Source organism: Flavobacterium profundi (assembly GCF_006491645.1).
GTDB classification, from domain to species: domain Bacteria; phylum Bacteroidota; class Bacteroidia; order Flavobacteriales; family Flavobacteriaceae; genus Flavobacterium; species Flavobacterium profundi.
In genome coordinates this window covers 170,605-188,153 of record NZ_VDCZ01000005.1, presented here as the reverse complement: position 1 = coordinate 188,153, position 17,549 = coordinate 170,605, and the positions used below count along the sequence as shown (strand labels likewise).

Here is a 17,549-nt window from a genome sequence, read left to right as displayed (position 1 = left end):
TTTATCGAGGTTTTTTTGTTATTTTGTGCTGTGAATCAAAGAATAGATATAGATTTGCCTTATTCTATAGAATTATATATCAAGAGAGAAGATTTATTACACCCTCATATTTCGGGTAATAAATTTAGAAAATTGAAATATAATGTGGAGGAGGCGCTTAAAATAGAGTCAAAAATGCTCATTACTTTTGGGGGAGCTTTTTCCAATCACATTCTTGCTACTGCTGCAGCTGGGAAAGAATATGGTATTGCAACTGTAGGTATCATAAGAGGAGAAGAATGGAAAGATAAGTTATTTGAAAATCCAACGTTATCTCTAGCAAAAGAGTTTGGTATGGAATTCGAATTTGTTTCAAGATCTATGTATGCCCAAAAAGAAGAAGTAGGCTATTTAAATGATATAAAGCAACGTTATGTAGGATGTTATATTTTGCCTGAAGGAGGTACTAATTCATTAGCAATTAAAGGTTGTGAAGAAATTTTAGAGCCTATGGATAGCGATTTCGATTATGTTTGTTGTGCGGTTGGTACAGGAGGAACAATATCTGGAATTATTAATTCGTCCAAAGAAAATCAAAAAATAGTAGGTTTTTCAGCATTAAAAGGTAATTTTTTGTCTGATGTAATTTGTAATTTTGTGACCAAAAAGAATTGGACCATGAATTCAGAGTATCATTTTGGCGGTTACGGAAAGGTAACGGATGGACTGATTGCTTTTTTAAATGATTTTTACAAATCAACCTCAATTCCATTAGATCCAATTTATACAGGGAAAATGATGTTTGGAGTTTTAGATATGATTCAAAAGAGAGAATTTCTTGATAACAGCAAAATTTTATTGATTCATACGGGAGGACTTCAAGGTATTAAAGGAATAAATCAAATTAGAGAAAAGAAAAATAAAGAGCTATTACAATACGCATGATGAAGAAAATAATTTATTTAGCTGTAGCCTTTCTTGTTTTTAGCTGTGGTTCTTCAAAAAATAAAAGAAGTACAACTGCTAAAAATAGAACAGTTACAACTAGAAATGGCAACACTACAAGAAATACGAGCCCTATTATTAGTACGAAACCTATTATACAAGAAAAAACAGAAGAAAAAGAAGAGTTGGAAGCAACTTCAAAAGTTTCTGTTACTTATAGTAATGTGAATGCTTACATCGATTCGTTTAAAGAAGTTGCCAAACAAAATATGCAACAGTATGGAATTCCTGCAAGTATAATTTTGGCACAAGGTATTTTAGAATCTGGTGCAGGGAATGGAAGATTGTGTAAAGAAGCAAACAATCATTTTGGAATAAAATGTCATAAAGAATGGAATGGACCCTCTATTACACATGATGATGACGCTGCTCAGGAATGTTTTAGAAAGTATCAAGATCCTGCAGATTCCTACAGAGATCATTCTTTGTTTTTAACTTCAAGAAGCAGGTATAATAAATTATTTGAATTGGATAAAGGTGATTTCAAAGGTTGGGCTAGAGGACTTAAGGCAGCGGGTTATGCTACAGATCCAAAATATCCTGCAAAACTAATTGGTATCATTGAAAGGTATGAATTAGATCAATACGATAATGAAGTTTTACAAAGAGATAAATCAAAAAAAGATTTTATAGCTCAAGAGGATAAATCTGAATATGAGCCAATAGTACTTTATATCATACAACAAGGTGATACATTGTATTCGCTGTCTAAAAAGTTTAATTTATCTGTAGAAGAACTTAAAAAAATTAATGGATTAAAAGATAATACATTAGCAATTGGTCAAAAAATAAAAATAAAATAATGTTATACAAAAGAAGTAATCAACTGTTTGTTGAAGCTAATGAAGTTATTCCAGGCGGAGTTAACTCACCAGTTAGAGCATTTAAAGCGGTAGGAGGTACTCCTATTTTTGTTAAAGAAGCTAAAGGAGCTTATTTATATGATGAGGATGGAAATAAGTATATAGATTACATTAACTCATGGGGACCAATGATTCTAGGTCATGCCTATGAACCTGTTGTTAGTGCAGTTATTGAAAAAGCTAAAAAAGGAACTTCTTTTGGTACTCCTACTGAATTAGAAACTAAAATTGCAGCTTTAGCGGTATCGATGGTTCCAAATATCGACAAAATTCGTTTCGTGAGTTCAGGAACAGAAGCTTGTATGAGTGCCATTCGTTTAGCAAGAGGGTTTACTAAAAGAGAAAAAATAATTAAATTTTCTGGCTGTTACCATGGGCATTCTGATTCTTTTCTAATTGCTGCAGGTAGTGGAGCAAGTACTTTTGGAGTACCTAATAGTCCTGGAGTAACAGCAGGAACTGCTAAAGATACTTTATTGGCTAAATATAATGATATTGATAATGTAAAACAGTTGTTTGAAGCGAATAAAGGTGAAATTGCTGCATTAATTATAGAACCTGTAGCTGGAAATATGGGTTGCATTCCACCCAAAAAAGACTTTTTAAAACAGCTAAGAGAAGTTTGTTCTGAAAATGGTGCACTGCTTGTTTTTGATGAAGTAATGACAGGGTTTCGATTAGCAAGAGGTGGTGCTCAGGAATTGTATCAAGTAAAGGCAGACATTGTTTGTTTTGGTAAAGTGATTGGAGGAGGTTTACCGGTAGGAGCTTTTGCTGCTAGAAACGAAATTATGAATTATCTTTCACCTTTAGGACCAGTATATCAAGCAGGAACTTTATCTGGAAATCCATTAGCTATGGCTGCAGGTTATGAAATGTTGAAAGCACTCCAGGAGGATCAAGAAATTTTCAAAAGATTAGAAGATAAGACTGCTTATTTAGAAAAAGGAATTCGTAAGGTTTTACAAGATAATCAAGTTGTTTTTACAATTAATAGAGTGGGCTCGATGATTTCAGTTCATTTCGATGCGAATCCTGTATATGATTTTGAAACAGCTAAAAATGGCGATAATGATCATTTTAAAAAGTTTTTCCATGACTTATTGGCTAAAGGAATCTATATAGCGCCATCTGCCTACGAAACGTGGTTTATAACGGATGCTTTAACTTACGAAGACTTAGATTACACTATCCAAGTTATTCAAGAAGTTACGGCAAAATAATGTAAGTTATATATAAAATAAAATGGGGCTGTAAAACCCCATTTTTTGTATTCTTAAAGAAATAGCCTTAAAGTTCTAAGATTATTTTTTTGTGCAATGCTTTGTTTTCTAAAAGTTTCTCTCTTTTTTCTTTTGATAGACCCGCTAGAATTTTATTGTTGAACTGAGAATTAATTTTCTTAGCTTCTTCCAAATTAGTAGCTGTTCCAACGCTTTCAATACGCATATCCACTAATTGAAAAAGTGATTGTTTAAAATTATTATCAAGTTCTAAATAAGTTACCATTTCGTTAGTATCTTTAATCATTTGCTCTCTGTCAAATTTTGCAAAGCTTTTTTCTTGAGCAAAAGAACTTACACTAAACATAAATGATAGTACTAAAATTGATAGTATTTGTTTCATATTTTAATAGAATTTTTAAAATTATAACACCAAATCTAAATTAATTTTAGCTTTAAACCAAAAAAAAGATTATTTATTTAGTGACGAGCTCTTTTTTCTTTTAAATGCTCCTTTGCTTTTTCTTTTCTGCTTTCTTGAATTTTCTCCCAATTCTCAAATTGTTCAGGTGTTAAAATTTTAGACATGTCCTCTTTAAAAGAGTCTTGATTGGCTTTCATTTCTTCTCTTCTTTTAGCGCGCTCTTCTTTCGATTTTTTTTCTTCTTTAGCTCTAGCTTCTTTCACCTCTTCCATTTTCTTTTCTCTGTTTTTCATTTGAGCTTCTAGAATAGGTTTTAACTTTTCTTGTTGCTCATTTGTAAGACTCAAGTCAGAGGTCATTTTTTCTAACTGTTTCGCTACTTTTTCTTCTGAACTTAATTTTTCTCTTTTCATTTCTCTGTTTTGTGCTATAGTAATTGTACTAAAAGCTAAAACCAATGCTAACATTCTTGTTCTCATAATTCTTTTTTTTAATGTTTATATCCATTAGATGTTTAAAATTTTAAAAGGTTTAATTGATCTAAAAAAAAATGACGAATATCATAAATCTTTCTGTTGGCAATACGTATATTTGTTTCGTGAAAAAAGCAATGTTCCTTTTAGCATTATTTATACTGGTAAAACCAGTAATTCCAGTATTGGATTATATTGTTAATTATGAATATATAGCAACAGAATTATGCGAAAATGTAACTAAACCAGAACTAAAATGTAATGGTAAATGTCATTTAGCCAAAGAGCTTGCTAAAGCTTCAGAATCCGAAAAACCTATTTCATCCAACAAAAAAAATGGACATCAAGAAATCGAAGTCTTATTTTGTAATGAAATAGAAAGATTGAATATTCTTTTTGAAAATTTCTTTTTAATACAAGAAAAAGATGTTTTCTATCAGAATTTGTATCAATCTGTTGCTACATATTCCATCTTTCATCCTCCCATTTGCATCTCTTAATTTTTTTGATTATTACTGATTAATTCAATATTAATCAGCGGACTATCATGTTTAAAATTTTCTAAGGTTTTGCCTTGGAACAATCACTTATGTATACAATTTAAAAATTAATAGATGAAAAACCTAATTAAAAATATAGCAATACTTTGGGTTGCTACTACTATCTTATTTTCTTGTTCTAACAATGATGATGACACAACTAACGCTACTGGAACGTTAAAAGTAGAGTTTGATAATATTTATGGCGATGCCAATTTTGCGTTTAATACACCCTATACAAATTCTAATGGAGAAATAGTTAAAGTAACTGATGTAGTTTATATTGTAAGTAATATAGTTTTAACGAAAGAAGATGGTTCTATTTATACAGTGCCAAAATCCGACAGCTATTTCTTTGTTAACGAGTCAGATGCTGCTAGTACTTTGCTTTCTTTGCCTAATATTCCTGCTGCAAACTATACAAAAATCACTTTTGGAATTGGGGTTGATGAAGCTCAATTTAATGTTGGTGGTGAAGGACAAGGCAACTTATGGGAAAGAGCGGATGCCCTAGGTATGACTTGGTCTTGGGCCGCAGGATATAAGTTTGTTAAATTCGAAGGTACGTATACATCACCTAGTTTTACCGATGCCAGTTTTATGGTTCATACTGGGAAAACAGGGGAAATTTACAATTATGCCGAAGTAAGTTTAAATCTACCTGAAAACGCTTTGGTGCGCTCTACAATTACACCTCAAATTCATATTATGGCGAATTTAAAAGACATCATCGACGGAACTACTGTGGTTAATTTCGAAGAAGGAGGTATGGTTATGGGCGGTACCAAAGTGCAAAATATTATGGCGAATAATGTACCCAACATGTTTGAAGTACATCATGTACACAACGATTAAGTAGAAGTAGAAGCTATTCCTGCTTTACAGTACTAGTCCTCGGTCGTATCGTTTATTCTCTACAATTTTTAAAAGAGCTTCTTAGGTCGCTTTTTAAAAATAAGAAAATATAACGATACACCCTTTGGGCTATTTCTTTCAATCAGGGCTAAAATCCTAAAAAGATGAAAAAAATAGTAATTGTTGCAGTCTTACTATTATTTGTAAGCTGTAGTTCCGATAAAGAGGCGGAATATCAAAATATACCCATAAATTATCAAGTACCAAGCAATTTTCCTCCTTTGGTTTATACTATGGAATACAATCCTCTAACAGAAAAAGGCTTCGAATTAGGTAAAAAAATTTTCTATGATGGTCGTTTGGCTTCTGATGGTGTGGTGGCGTGTGGTTTTTGTCATATCCAAGAAAATGCTTTTACACATCATGGGCATACCTTTAGTCATGGTGTGGGAGAAGGTATTGGAACACGTAATGCACCACCAATACAAAATATGGCGTACCAAACCCAGTTTTTCTGGGATGGTGCAGCCAATCATATCGAATTGTTGTCTATGAATCCTATTTCTAATGAAGTAGAAATGAATGGAAATATTGTAGATATTATTACGATGATGCAAAATGATTCCGAATATAAAAAATTATACCAACAAGCTTTTGAAAATGGTGCCATTAACAGTGAAAACATGTTAAAGGCGTTAGCGCAATTTATGACGATGCTAACTTCTTCTAATTCGCGTTTTGATAAATATAGAAGAAATGAACAAGGTGGAGTGCTTACTTCTGAGGAATTAGAAGGTTATGCTCTTTTTAATCAAAAATGCGCAAGTTGTCATGCTACTGATATTTTTACAGATAATTCGTTTCGAAACAATGGGTTGTCTATTAATCCTCAAATTCAAGATAATGGCAGGTATCGTGTAACGGAGCAAGAAGAAGATAGATACACGTTTAAAGTGCCTAGTTTGCGTAATATAGAAAAAACAGCACCTTATATGCACGATGGTCGTTTTTTTACTTTAGAAGCTGTTTTAGATCATTATGCCAATGGAGTTGTAAATACACAAAATTTGGATGCTAGTCTAAACCAAAATGGTGTTTTAGGAATTCCCTTAACAAACGATGAAAAAGTAAAAATTATTGCTTTCTTAAAAACATTAACCGATAACGAGTTTTTAACGAATACTCGTTTTGCAGAATTTTAAAAATGAAACATATAGATGAAAAAAATAATAATATTATTTCTAATAATTGGTTTTTCAATAACTTATGCTACTGAAAAGGATAGCTTGGCTTTGGAAAATCCTTTTAAAAGATATTACAAATTACTGGAAGATTGTGATGCTTGCGGTTGTTCTGCGAGTGGTGGAAGTATGGGTTTTTCTTCAATGTTAAATCCAAATTTTGTTGGAGTCCGCTATTTTTATCAATCCTATCAAAGTACAGATGGTTTGTATAGCAATTCACCTTGGTATACCGAAAATTTTAACACCATTCAACTTTGGGGAAGAATACCAGTTACTACTAAAATTCAAGTGTCTTTGCTTTTACCGTATCAATTTCATAATCGAGAATCAAATACAGGTAGCCAATCTATTTCTGGTCTAGGTGATCTTACAGCTTTAGGGTTTTATTCGATTGTAAAAACAAAGAAGGATTCCTTAACGTTTAAACATCATGTTTTGCTTGGTGGTGGTGTAAAAATACCAACAGGAAAGTACAATGAGTCTAACAATGGAAGCGTGAATCCAAGTTACCAATTAGGAACAGGAAGTTGGGATTATATTCTAGCAACAGAATACATACTGCGAAAAGAACAAATCGGTTTCAATGGAATGTTGAATTATACGATTAAGACAGAGAATGAGAAAAACTATCGTTTTGGAAACCAATTCAATTATGGTGGTACCTTTTTTTATGTTGTAGCAAACGAAAGTTTTTCTTTTGTGCCACAGCTTGGTTTTGCAGGAGAAGTGTATGAAAGTAATTACCAACACCAACAAAAAGTAAGAAATACTGAAGGAGCTATTTTGTTTGGGAAAATAGGTTTTGAAATTGGTAAAGATAGATTTTCTTTGGGAGCCAATGCCATGTTGCCGATTCATCAAAATTTAACAGGCGGAAATGTGGAAGCTAATTATAGGTGGAGTGTCAATTTCAATTATAGTTTGTAAACAAAAAAGGAACTCAATTGAGTTCCTTTTTTTATCTAAAATAATTATTATTTTCCTAGAAATTCAGCAATTTTTGAATCGCCTTCCACTTTAATTTTCATCAAACCGTGTTTCACGATACCTTTGCTTGCAGCATCCCATTTTTTACCGCTTAAACCTGCTTTTTCTTTTAAATCACCTATTGAGATTCCTTCATTAGCTTTTAAAAGTTCAATAATATGTTTCTCATCTTCCGTTAATTCTGGACCTTTTTTCTCTGGTCTCATTTGCGGGAAGAATAATACTTCTTGAATTGAAGCATTGTTTGTTAAGAACATCATTAAACGATCCATACCTATTCCTAAACCAGAAGTAGGAGGCATTCCATATTCTAATGCTCTTAAGAAGTCTTCATCAATAATTCCATTGGCTTCATCATCTCCTTTTGCAGCTAAAGCCATTTGGTTTTCAAAACGTTCTCTTTGGTCAATAGGGTCATTTAATTCCGAATAGGCATTGGCAATCTCTTTTCCACAAACCATCAATTCAAAACGTTCGGTTAAATCAGGATTATCTCTGTGCGATTTACATAAAGGTGACATTTCTTTTGGATAATCGGTAATAAAAGTAGGTTGGATAAAATTACCTTCACATTTTTCACCAAATATTTCATCAATTAATTTTCCTTTACCCATGGTATCATCTACTTCAATCCCCATAGATTTAGCAGCTTCAAATAATTCGGCTTCCGTTTTTCCTGTAATGTCAAAACCGGTAAATTGTTTGATTGCATCTGTCATGGTAACACGAGCGTAAGGAGCTTTGAAATCTACTTTTTTGTCTCCAAAAGTAACTTCAGTTGTTCCATTAACTTGTAATGCGCAATATTCTAATAGGTTTTCGGTAAATTCCATCATCCAGTTGTAGTCTTTGTAAGCTACATAAATTTCCATAGCGGTAAATTCAGGATTGTGTGTTCTATCCATTCCTTCATTACGGAAATTTTTAGAAAACTCGTACACACCATCAAAACCACCTACGATTAATCTTTTTAAATACAATTCGTTAGCAATTCTCATGTATAAGGGAATGTCTAAACTATTGTGATGAGTTATAAATGGTCTTGCAGCAGCACCACCAGGAATTGCTTGTAAAACAGGAGTTTCTACTTCCATATATCCTGCATTGTTGAAAAAAGTACGCATGGCGTTAAACAATTTGGTACGCTTAACAAATACTTCTTTTACTTGTGGATTAACTACTAAATCCACATAACGCATTCTGTATCGTAATTCTGGGTCCACAAAAGCATCAAAAACATGACCTTCTTCGTCTGTTTTTGGTAGCGGTAAAGGGCGTAATGTCTTACTTAAAAATGTAAATTCATCAACTCGTATGCATTTTGCTCCAACTTTTGTTGTAAATAATTCTCCTTTAACACCTATGAAGTCACCTAAATCGGTTAATTTTCTAAAAACTTGGTTGTATACAGTTTTGTCTTCGCCTGGGCAAATCACATCTCTATTAAAATACAATTGAATGCGTCCTTCGCTGTCTTGTAATTCAGCAAAAGCCGCTTTTCCTTGGTCACGAACGCTCATTAAACGTCCCGCAACTACAACTTTCTTGCCTTCTTCAAAAGTTTCCTTAATCTGCTTCGAAGTTTCTTTTACAGGAAATAAATCTGCAGGATAAGGGTTGATACCAAGTTCGCGCAAAGCTGTAAGCTTGTCTCTTCTAATGATTTCTTGTTCTGAAAGTTGCATATAAATTCTTTTTAAGCGTGCAAAGATAAGTATTAGTTTAAAAGTTTAAAAGTATAAAACTTCAAAAGTTTGTATTTTATTTGGAGCGAAGGTTTGTCTTGTTTTTGTCAACTATTTTCCTGCCATTCGTTCTATCTTTTTTGTTATTAAAAGGAGATGTTAAATTGCAAAAAAGGATGCCACTTCTGTCAGGGCTATACGGGAAAGTATTTGTATATTTGTGTCAAATTTGTAAAAATGAAAAAAATAATTTTTCTAATTAGTGTTTTTTCTGTTTTAGTGAGTTGTAAAATTCAAGAAACAATAGCTGTCAATGAATTGAATGAAGTCGATTTAAAATACGGTTTTGATTTTTCACCTATGTTAAAATTAGGAAAAAAAGAAGGAGAAGAGAAGCAAAATCAAAAAGCATATGATACGGTTCTCGATTTCAAAGCGTTGTTAGCGGAGCATAAAGATAGTATTGCAAAACTGCCAGATAGCGTTAGAACACAATTAGAATTTTTAGCCGATTTTGATATTCATATGAAAGTGGATGAATCAAAAGATATTTTTCTTTATGAAATGGGAATGAAGTTATCCTCTTTTGATGCGTTGTCTAAAGATATGAATCCATTTAAAAGCATAGGAACTTTGTCAAAAATGGATAAAAGTTTGGCTATGGGAGCTGATAAAGCAGATGATGGTAACGAAAATTATGAAACGACTTATACCTATAATTCACATTATTTTGAGAAGAAAATTGTTTCCAAAGTAAAGAAAGAGAAAGAGAAGCAAAAAATATCTGAAAATGAAGAGCTAGGAGATGATGAATTCTCAAAACAACTTAAAGAGGCATTGAAAGAATGTTCGTATGTAATCAAATATACTTTTCCAAAGAAAATAAAATCAGTTTCTTTAAAGAATGCAAAAATAAGTGAAGATAAAAAATCTTTTACGTATGAAATATTGTTAGACGATTTAGAGAATCAAGAAGATTTAAGTTTTAAAGTGCAATTTTATGAATAAGAAAATAAAACTTCAGGATTTAGGTAAAAAAGACTACAAGGAAACTTGGGATTATCAGGAAGTTCTTTTTAAAGAGATAGTAGATCAAAAAATACAAAATAGAAGAGAAGAAACAGCTATTGAAACGTCAAATTATTTTCTATTTGTGGAGCATCCACATGTGTATACGTTAGGGAAAAGTGGTGATATTGAAAATTTATTGCTTTCTGAGAAACAATTGGAAGCGAAGGGAGCTACTTTTTATAAAATTAATAGAGGAGGTGATATTACCTATCACGGACCTGGTCAAATTGTGGGATATCCGATTTTAGATTTGGAAAATTTCTTTACGGATATTCATAAATATTTGCGCTTTTTGGAAGAAGCGATTATTTTAACTTTAGCTGAGTATAATATTGTAGGAACTAGAAGTGAAGGAGAAACAGGTGTTTGGTTAGATGTAGGAACTCCTTTTGCAAGAAAAATTTGCGCTATGGGAGTTCGCGCTAGTCGTTGGGTTACGATGCATGGATTTGCTTTGAATGTCAATGCAGATTTAGGTTATTTTGACAATATTATTCCATGTGGTATTAAAGGAAAAGCGGTTACTTCAATGCACGCAGAATTAAATGATCCAGTAGATGAAGTTTTGGTTAAAGAAAAAATATTGAAGCACTTTAAAGAATTGTTTGAAAATGAATTTGTTTGAGCTTCTGCATAAGTTAGAAGTTATAAATCAAGGTATAATTGATCAGGAAGGAGTTTAAAGCTCATTCTGTGGTATTTGCAAGGGCCATATTTTTTTATGGCTTCTCGGTGCTCTTTAGTTGGGTATCCTTTGTTTTTCTTCCAATTGTACATGGGGAATTCTTCGTGAATTGTATCCATATAATCGTCTCTGTAAGTTTTAGCAAGAACAGATGCAGCAGCAATACTTAAGTATTTCGAATCTCCTTTAATAATACTTTGATTCGGGATTTTTTTTAAAATTGAAATTTCCTCTTCCGTAAATATTTTTCCAAACTTATTCTTTAAGCCTAATTTTGAAAAAATGGGTCTGTTGCCGTCTACTATAATAAATTCGGGTAGAGGCTGAAGCTGTAAAATACTTTCCTGCATAGCTTTCATTGATGCATTTAATATATTTATTTCATCAATTTCTTGATGAAAAATATGAGTATAAGAAAATGAAATTGCTTGTTTTTCAATTAGAGGCCTTAGTTTGAAACGATTTTTTTCAGATACTTGTTTAGAGTCATTTAATAGGGTAGATTGAAACGTTTCAGGTAAAATGATAGCGGCTGCTGTTACGGGGCCTGCAAGGCATCCTCTGCCTGCTTCATCTGTGCCGCATTCTAAAGTTATAGGTTTATAACGTTTACTTAACATTTTGTTTTTTTGGTAAAAATATAATTTTTAACGCAACCTTTTTGAATAATTAACATCTTTAAACTAGTATTGATTGGTTTAATGCAAATTAATAATTAAAATATTTAACATTTAAAAAAAGTAATATTCCGAAGTATTATTTGGTTATTTAAGAAATTATTAAGAAGTTTGCGAAATAACTAACTCAAATAAAAATTAATATGAGATCGAAGTTTAAATGGATTTTTACGCTTTTGGTAGCGTTTACAATGCAGTTTTCGTTCGCACAAGAGAAAACTGTTACAGGTGTCGTTTCAGATGCTTTAGGCCCATTAGCTGGTGCTAATGTTGTAGTTAAAGGAACAAGTAAAGGAACTACAACAGATTTTAATGGTGGTTTTACTATTAAAGCTAATCAGGGGGATATTCTTATTGTTACTTATGTTGGGATGAATGAATCCTCAATTCCAGTAACTGCCGAAAACACATACAATATTTTGTTAACTCAAAATAATGTGGATTTGAAAGAAGTTGTGGTAGTTGGATACGGTACTACAACAAAAGAAGCTTACACTGGTACAGCAACAGTGGTTGAAAAAGAAAATTTAGAAGCGAAGACTGTTTCTAATATTTCACAAGCTTTAAGAGGTGAAGTTGCAGGGGTTAACGTTATTACAGGTTCTGGTGCTCCAGGTAGAGATGCTACGATTCGTATTCGTGGTTTTGGTTCTGTAAATGGTAACCGTAATCCGTTATACGTTGTTGATGGTGCTCCTTACAGTAGTGATATTACTTCTATCAACCCAGCTGACATTGAGTCAATGACTATTTTAAAAGACGCAGCTGCTACATCTATCTATGGGTCTAGAGGTGCTAACGGAGTTATTTTAATTACTACAAAACAAGGTAGATCAGGTAAATCAGTTATTTCTGTTGATCTTAAAACAAGTATTAATACTTTGTCTTTGCCAACTTACGATATTATCGATAGTCCTGAAACATATATTGAAACGGCTTGGAGTGCTTTAAAAACTAAAGGGGTTATTGAAGGAGAAGTTGATCCAGCTGCTTATGCAAGTAATAATTTGTACGGTACTGCTCAAGGTATTGATAATCATTATAATATTTGGAATGTTTCGGGTGATCAATTAATTGATCCTGCTACGGGTAAAATTGCTAGTGGAGTAGGAAGAAGATACAATCCTACTAAATGGTCTGATGCTGCTTTTGGTACTGGTTACAGAAGTGAGGCTAATTTACAATTTAGTGGTGGTAATGACAAAACTGTTTTCGCTACTTCATTTGGTTACTTAGATGATCAAGGTTATACTATTAAATCAAATTATACACGTTATACAACTCGTATCAATGTGGAGCACAATGCTACAGATTGGTTAAAAGTAGGTGGAAATATGGCTTATACAGGTTCTAAATATACAAACTCATCTAGTGATGAAGGTAGTGCAGGATCTTCTGGGAACATTTTTGCTTTAACGAATACTACACCTGCAATCTATGATGTGTATTTAAGAGATGATTTCGGTCAATTAGTAGCAGATCCAATTTTTGGAGGATACCAATACGATTATGGAAGTGTGTATGGAAGAAGAGCTTGGAACAGTACTAATGGTATTGCTGATGCTAAATATGATTTGTCTCAAGATTTAGGTACTACTTTATTAGGTAATTTCAATATTGGTATTGATTTTACTAAATATTTAACTTTAGAAACACGTTACAGTGGGCAATATCAAAATTTTGATAGTGCTAACAGAAACAATCCATATTATGGTGGTTGGGCTCCAGCATATGGTTTATTGTCTAAAAATAATAATACTGCAACAAATCAAAATTTCTTGCAATTATTACGTTTTACGAAAACTTTTGGTGAAAATCATAATATAGAAGCTTTTGCAGCTCATGAATCTACTGAATATAGATACAAAGAGTTTAGTGCTGCTGCGCAAACTGCTATTTTGCCAAATACTTTGGATTTAGCTCAGTATACAACACCATTTGGTAGAGCTACTTCATTCTCTCAATCTTGGACTCTTGAAAGTTACTTTGCACAATTTAGTTATGATTATGCTAAAAAATATTTTGTAACAGGTTCTGTTAGACGTGATGGTTCTTCTCGTTTTATTCAAAACAAATGGGGAACTTTTGGTTCAGTTGGTTTAGGTTGGATTATTTCTAAAGAAGATTTCATGTCAAAAGCTGAATTTATCAATCACTTAAAATTAAAAGCTAGTTACGGTGTTATAGGAGATCAAGGTACTAATTTACAGTACGGATGGCAAATCTATTCTATCAATCAAACTGTTGATGGGTCATATGCTTTTACACCTAGTTCTACAAAAGCGAATCCTGATTTAACATGGGAAACTTCTAAGATTGCCCAAGTAGGTTTAGAAAGTACTTGGTTTAATAATAGATTAGATGTTAATATAGATTACTATATGAAAGATACTGAAAACCTTTTCTTTCAACAAAGATTAGCACCTTCAAGTGGTTTTAATACTGTTGATTTTAATGGTGGTAAATTGCGTAACGCTGGTCTAGAGTTTGATATTACAGGTTATTTAGTTAATGCTAAAGAAGCTGGAGATTTTAAATTAAGTTTAGGTGTTAATGGGGAGTTTTTACACAATGAACTTCTTGAGGCTCCAAAAGATTTCTTCACAGGAGAGCCTAAAGTTTTTGATGATAACCTAAATTTAAAAGTGGGTGGTTCTATATACGATTTTTACATGCGTGAATGGGCTGGTGTGGATCCTGCGAATGGTGCGGCTCTATGGAATATGTACTATAATGACGTAAATAATGATGGTATATTTAATGCTGGTGATTCTTCTATTCCAAATATGGAGACTTTCTTAAGAGATAACCCAGGTGATGTTAATATTGCTAAAACAACTACTTCAGTATACGCTAATGCTACTCAGAAATTTGTTGGTAAATCGGCTATTCCAAAAATTAGAGGTGCGTTCCGTTTAAATGCAGGTTATAAAAACTTTGATTTAACTGCTCAAGTTGGTTACAGTATTGGTGGATATATTTATGATAACGGTTATGCAGCTTTGATGAGAACTTCTGGATTAATTGGTGCTGATAACTGGCATACAGATATGTTAAATGCATGGAAAGAACCAGGAGATATTACGAATGTACCTAGATTAGCTCCAGGTGTTGCTACTGATGTTAGTTTTGCTAGTCAATCAACTCGTTTCTTAACAAAAGCAGATTATTTAGCTTTAAACAATGTGAGATTAGGATATACAATTCCTGAAAAATTTGTTGACAAATTAAGCTTGTCAAGATTAAATTTATATGTTTCTGGTGATAACTTAATGATGTTGAGTGCTAGAAAAGGTTTAAATCCACAAACTTTAATTGATAGATCTAATTCTGGTATTTATATGCCAATGACTACAGTTAGTTTTGGTGCTAAAATTGAATTTTAAAAAAATATGAAAATGAAAAATAAAATAATTTACTTAATGGTTGCGGCATCCTTGCTTGGTGTTGGATGTAGCGAAGAGTTTCTTGATCCAGTAAGAAATACGCAAGTAATAACGGATATAGATTTTGCAGAAAATGCTGATTTAAATCCAAAATTAATTGCAGGGACACTTGACGGTATAGGAGCTTTTATGATTGAGCCTGCAGGAGTAACTGGTACTCGTCATTATGATTTAGGACAAAAAGGGGTTGATATATTCTTAGATATCTTGTCTGGAGATATGGCTTTATCTGCTAATTCTTATGGATGGTATCAAAATACAGCAAACTTAGTAGCCACTGTTGATTTTACCCGTGAAGAGAATAGAATCATTTGGGAGTACTACTATAAAATTGTTAGTACTGCAAATAATGTAATTCAGTCATTTGGAGGAAATGATGCACAGCCACAAAATGCTGATGCTAGACATGCATTAGCCCAAGCAAAAGCGTACCGTGCTTATGCGTATTTCTATTTAACTCAAATTTTCCAAAGAGCATATGATCCTGCTCAAGAAATTTTACCTTTTTATGATCTTGATACGAATAGCCCAGCTAAGGTACAAGCATCACAAGTTTTTGCAAGAATTACTGATGATTTGAATTCTGCAATCGCTTTATTGGATGACTACTCAAGAGATCAAAAGCACAAAATTGACAAATATGTTGCGAAAGGTTTATTAGCGTATACTTATGCAGCGATGGGTAATTATGCAGATGCAAAGACACTTTCAGATGAAATTGTTGATGCGAATGTATATCCTTTAACAACTACAGGTCAATTAGCATATCCTGGTGCTGGTTCAGGTTTTAATGATGTGAATTCTGCATCATGGATGTGGGGTTATGATATTACTGCTGAAATGGGTCATCAATTATTAGATTGGTGGGGGCAAATTGATTATTTTACCTACAGTTATGCTTGGGCAGGAGATAGAAAATCTATTGATAATGGGTTGTATGCTTCTATACCAGCAATTGATGTTAGAAAAACTCAATTTGGAACAACTGGTTTAACTGCATTAATGCCAATTAATAAGTTTTTTGATCCAGGAAGAACAGCTGGTGGTCAACAAACAGTTACTACAGATTATATCTTCATGCGTATTGAAGAGTTTTATTTGCTAAGTGCTGAAGCTGCTGCTAGAACTGGTAATGAAGCTGCTGCTAAAACAAGATTGAAAGCTTTGTTAAATTCTAGATTAGGAGGTACAGCAAATACTGATGCGTATGTAGATCCTTTAACAGGGCAAGCTTTAATAGATGCGATTTATTTACAAACAAGAATTGAGTTGTGGGGTGAAGGAAAAAGTTACTTAGCTTTAAAACGAAACCAAGCTACTGTAACAAGAGGAACAAATCACGTGTTTCGTTCAGGTCAATCATTCTTGTATGATATAGATGATATGTCATTTCAAATTCCTCAAACAGAATTCAATAACAATTCTAGTATATCAACTCAAAACTAATTTCTAATCTTTTAACTACAATAATTATGAAATTATTAAAAATAAATTTTTTATATCTAGCTTTAGTTTTTATGGCTTTAACATATACAAGCTGTGAAGAAGATGTAGCTAGCGACAATGAACTTTCTGAATATGTAGGTTTAGAAGAAAGAAGAGTAATTGAAATTCTTCCTACAGAAACTGGTGTAGTTGAAACAAAAATTTATTCTACAGCATCTAGTGTTTCTAGAACTGTTAATTTATTAGTAGATAGCTCTACTAACATTGATTTAAATTATGTTTCTTTCCCATCATCAATTACAATTCCTGCAGGAACTACCGAAGTTCCTTTTGAAATTGTTTTTGAAAATTATGGCTTAGGTGCTGCAGGTAAGACTTTTGCACTTAAAATCGAAGCACAAGCTGGAATGAATGTTGGGCTTCCTGTAGGATCAGTTACTACTAGTAATGGATATTCTTCAAATACATCTAAGTTATTCAAAATAACGGCTAGAGATTATTGTCCTAACACGTCAGTAAACTTAAGTATTAAATTTGATAACTATCCAGAAGAGACTGCATGGGAATTATATGATGCTTCTTTTAATCTTATTGCTTCTGGAGGTTTTGATGCTTCTGGTACAACAATTACAGGTTATGCAGCCTTAGGTTTTGCTGATCAAGAAACATTTTCTACAGACTTTTGTTTAGAGTCTGGTGATTATACATTTGTAATTTATGATGATTATGGAGATGGAATGTACACTAGTGCTTCTGTTCAAGGTAATTATACTGTTAAATTACAAGATGGTACTGTATTAGTTCAAGGAGGTGGGAATTTTGGAAGTTTCCAAGATACTGCTTTCACTATCCAATAATTTATTTGATAGTTTATATATAAAACCGAAACATTACGTTTCGGTTTTTTTCTTTATTAACTTTTGTTTTTATTACTTTTTTATACATTT

16 protein-coding genes are annotated in these 17,549 nt (G+C 32.5%); 12 read left to right on the top strand and 4 right to left on the bottom strand.

Annotation, left to right across the window (positions count from 1 at the left end):
- Nucleotides 1-30: 30 nt before the first annotated feature.
- Genes FHG05_RS08875 through hemL form a run of 3 tightly spaced genes read left to right on the top strand, consistent with a single transcriptional unit; the run spans nucleotide 31 to nucleotide 3,070 of the window.
- Nucleotides 31-924 (top strand): 1-aminocyclopropane-1-carboxylate deaminase/D-cysteine desulfhydrase, encoded by an 894-nt coding sequence (locus FHG05_RS08875; RefSeq protein ID WP_140997653.1) that lies wholly within the window; start codon nucleotides 31-33, stop codon nucleotides 922-924.
- Nucleotides 924-1,787, top strand: a complete 864-nt coding sequence (locus tag FHG05_RS08870; protein WP_140997703.1) for a glucosaminidase domain-containing protein — start codon at nucleotides 924-926, stop codon at nucleotides 1,785-1,787. The genes FHG05_RS08875 and FHG05_RS08870 overlap by 1 nt, the downstream gene beginning before the upstream one ends.
- A complete protein-coding gene (hemL, locus tag FHG05_RS08865) occupies nucleotides 1,787-3,070 on the top strand; it encodes a glutamate-1-semialdehyde 2,1-aminomutase (protein ID WP_140997652.1) in 1,284 nt (427 codons plus the stop codon). The genes FHG05_RS08870 and hemL overlap by 1 nt, the downstream gene beginning before the upstream one ends.
- A 67-nt stretch (nucleotides 3,071-3,137) precedes the next feature.
- Here the strand turns inward: hemL and FHG05_RS08860 are convergent, their stop codons facing one another.
- Together FHG05_RS08860 and FHG05_RS08855 are read right to left on the bottom strand one after the other, a co-directional pair.
- Entirely contained in the window at nucleotides 3,138-3,473 is a 336-nt protein-coding gene (locus tag FHG05_RS08860; RefSeq protein WP_140997651.1) for a hypothetical protein, read from the bottom strand.
- Nucleotides 3,474-3,550: 77 nt separating this feature from the next.
- Nucleotides 3,551-3,973, bottom strand: a complete 423-nt coding sequence (locus tag FHG05_RS08855; protein WP_140997650.1) for a hypothetical protein — start codon at nucleotides 3,971-3,973, stop codon at nucleotides 3,551-3,553.
- A gap of 71 nt (nucleotides 3,974-4,044) precedes the next feature.
- On the opposite strand from FHG05_RS08855, the gene FHG05_RS08850 reads away from it, so the two are divergent.
- The 4 genes from FHG05_RS08850 to FHG05_RS08835 all read left to right on the top strand — a co-directional run bounded on the left by FHG05_RS08850 (nucleotide 4,045) and on the right by FHG05_RS08835 (nucleotide 7,532).
- Entirely contained in the window at nucleotides 4,045-4,467 is a 423-nt protein-coding gene (locus tag FHG05_RS08850) for a hypothetical protein (protein ID WP_317130140.1), read from the top strand.
- Between the two features lie 114 nt (nucleotides 4,468-4,581).
- Complete coding sequence (locus tag FHG05_RS08845) at nucleotides 4,582-5,361, top strand: MbnP family protein (protein ID WP_140997649.1); 780 nt, start codon at nucleotides 4,582-4,584, stop codon at nucleotides 5,359-5,361.
- 164 nt (nucleotides 5,362-5,525) lie between these two features.
- Entirely contained in the window at nucleotides 5,526-6,563 is a 1,038-nt protein-coding gene (locus FHG05_RS08840) for a cytochrome-c peroxidase (protein ID WP_140997648.1), read from the top strand.
- Nucleotides 6,564-6,578: 15 nt separating this feature from the next.
- Nucleotides 6,579-7,532 (top strand): transporter family protein, encoded by a 954-nt coding sequence (locus tag FHG05_RS08835; RefSeq protein ID WP_140997647.1) that lies wholly within the window; start codon nucleotides 6,579-6,581, stop codon nucleotides 7,530-7,532.
- A gap of 47 nt (nucleotides 7,533-7,579) precedes the next feature.
- Here the strand turns inward: FHG05_RS08835 and lysS are convergent, their stop codons facing one another.
- Nucleotides 7,580-9,277 (bottom strand): lysine--tRNA ligase, encoded by a 1,698-nt coding sequence (lysS, locus tag FHG05_RS08830; RefSeq protein WP_140997646.1) that lies wholly within the window; start codon nucleotides 9,275-9,277, stop codon nucleotides 7,580-7,582.
- Between the two features lie 237 nt (nucleotides 9,278-9,514).
- Here lysS and FHG05_RS08825 point away from each other — a divergent pair, with 237 nt between their 5' ends.
- Both FHG05_RS08825 and lipB read left to right on the top strand, forming a co-directional pair.
- Nucleotides 9,515-10,285: a hypothetical protein gene (locus tag FHG05_RS08825; protein ID WP_140997645.1), complete on the top strand. Its 771-nt coding sequence runs from the start codon at nucleotides 9,515-9,517 to the stop codon at nucleotides 10,283-10,285.
- Complete coding sequence (lipB, locus tag FHG05_RS08820; protein ID WP_140997644.1) at nucleotides 10,278-10,973, top strand: lipoyl(octanoyl) transferase LipB; 696 nt, start codon at nucleotides 10,278-10,280, stop codon at nucleotides 10,971-10,973. Before FHG05_RS08825 ends, lipB begins: the two co-directional genes overlap by 8 nt.
- Before the next feature lie 20 nt (nucleotides 10,974-10,993).
- On the opposite strand, the gene FHG05_RS08815 is transcribed toward lipB, so the two are convergent.
- Entirely contained in the window at nucleotides 10,994-11,653 is a 660-nt protein-coding gene (locus FHG05_RS08815; RefSeq protein ID WP_140997643.1) for a ribonuclease HII, read from the bottom strand.
- A 200-nt stretch (nucleotides 11,654-11,853) separates the two neighbouring features.
- Here FHG05_RS08815 and FHG05_RS08810 point away from each other — a divergent pair, with 200 nt between their 5' ends.
- From FHG05_RS08810 to FHG05_RS08800, 3 genes are read left to right on the top strand one after another with little or no spacing between them, the layout of a single operon-like run.
- On the top strand, nucleotides 11,854-15,096 hold the full coding sequence (locus tag FHG05_RS08810) for a SusC/RagA family TonB-linked outer membrane protein (RefSeq protein ID WP_140997642.1): 3,243 nt from the start codon (nucleotides 11,854-11,856) through the stop codon (nucleotides 15,094-15,096).
- Between the two features lie 12 nt (nucleotides 15,097-15,108).
- A complete protein-coding gene (locus tag FHG05_RS08805) occupies nucleotides 15,109-16,602 on the top strand; it encodes a RagB/SusD family nutrient uptake outer membrane protein (RefSeq protein WP_140997641.1) in 1,494 nt (497 codons plus the stop codon).
- A 26-nt stretch (nucleotides 16,603-16,628) separates the two neighbouring features.
- On the top strand, nucleotides 16,629-17,459 hold the full coding sequence (locus tag FHG05_RS08800) for a hypothetical protein (RefSeq protein ID WP_140997640.1): 831 nt from the start codon (nucleotides 16,629-16,631) through the stop codon (nucleotides 17,457-17,459).
- The last annotated feature ends 90 nt before the right edge of the window (nucleotides 17,460-17,549 follow it).

Coding starts and splice junctions, on each gene's coding strand:
- FHG05_RS08810 (WP_140997642.1), top strand. CDS start 11,854: ATGAGATCGAAGTTTAAATGGATTTTTACGCTTTTGGTAGCGTTTACA.
- FHG05_RS08825 (WP_140997645.1), top strand. CDS start 9,515: ATGAAAAAAATAATTTTTCTAATTAGTGTTTTTTCTGTTTTAGTGAGT.
- FHG05_RS08870 (WP_140997703.1), top strand. CDS start 924: ATGAAGAAAATAATTTATTTAGCTGTAGCCTTTCTTGTTTTTAGCTGT.
- FHG05_RS08850 (WP_317130140.1), top strand. CDS start 4,045: ATGACGAATATCATAAATCTTTCTGTTGGCAATACGTATATTTGTTTC.
- FHG05_RS08855 (WP_140997650.1), bottom strand. CDS start 3,973: ATGAGAACAAGAATGTTAGCATTGGTTTTAGCTTTTAGTACAATTACT.
- lipB (WP_140997644.1), top strand. CDS start 10,278: ATGAATAAGAAAATAAAACTTCAGGATTTAGGTAAAAAAGACTACAAG.
- FHG05_RS08805 (WP_140997641.1), top strand. CDS start 15,109: ATGAAAAATAAAATAATTTACTTAATGGTTGCGGCATCCTTGCTTGGT.
- lysS (WP_140997646.1), bottom strand. CDS start 9,277: ATGCAACTTTCAGAACAAGAAATCATTAGAAGAGACAAGCTTACAGCT.
- FHG05_RS08860 (WP_140997651.1), bottom strand. CDS start 3,473: ATGAAACAAATACTATCAATTTTAGTACTATCATTTATGTTTAGTGTA.
- FHG05_RS08815 (WP_140997643.1), bottom strand. CDS start 11,653: ATGTTAAGTAAACGTTATAAACCTATAACTTTAGAATGCGGCACAGAT.
- hemL (WP_140997652.1), top strand. CDS start 1,787: ATGTTATACAAAAGAAGTAATCAACTGTTTGTTGAAGCTAATGAAGTT.
- FHG05_RS08845 (WP_140997649.1), top strand. CDS start 4,582: ATGAAAAACCTAATTAAAAATATAGCAATACTTTGGGTTGCTACTACT.
- FHG05_RS08840 (WP_140997648.1), top strand. CDS start 5,526: ATGAAAAAAATAGTAATTGTTGCAGTCTTACTATTATTTGTAAGCTGT.
- FHG05_RS08835 (WP_140997647.1), top strand. CDS start 6,579: ATGAAAAAAATAATAATATTATTTCTAATAATTGGTTTTTCAATAACT.
- FHG05_RS08800 (WP_140997640.1), top strand. CDS start 16,629: ATGAAATTATTAAAAATAAATTTTTTATATCTAGCTTTAGTTTTTATG.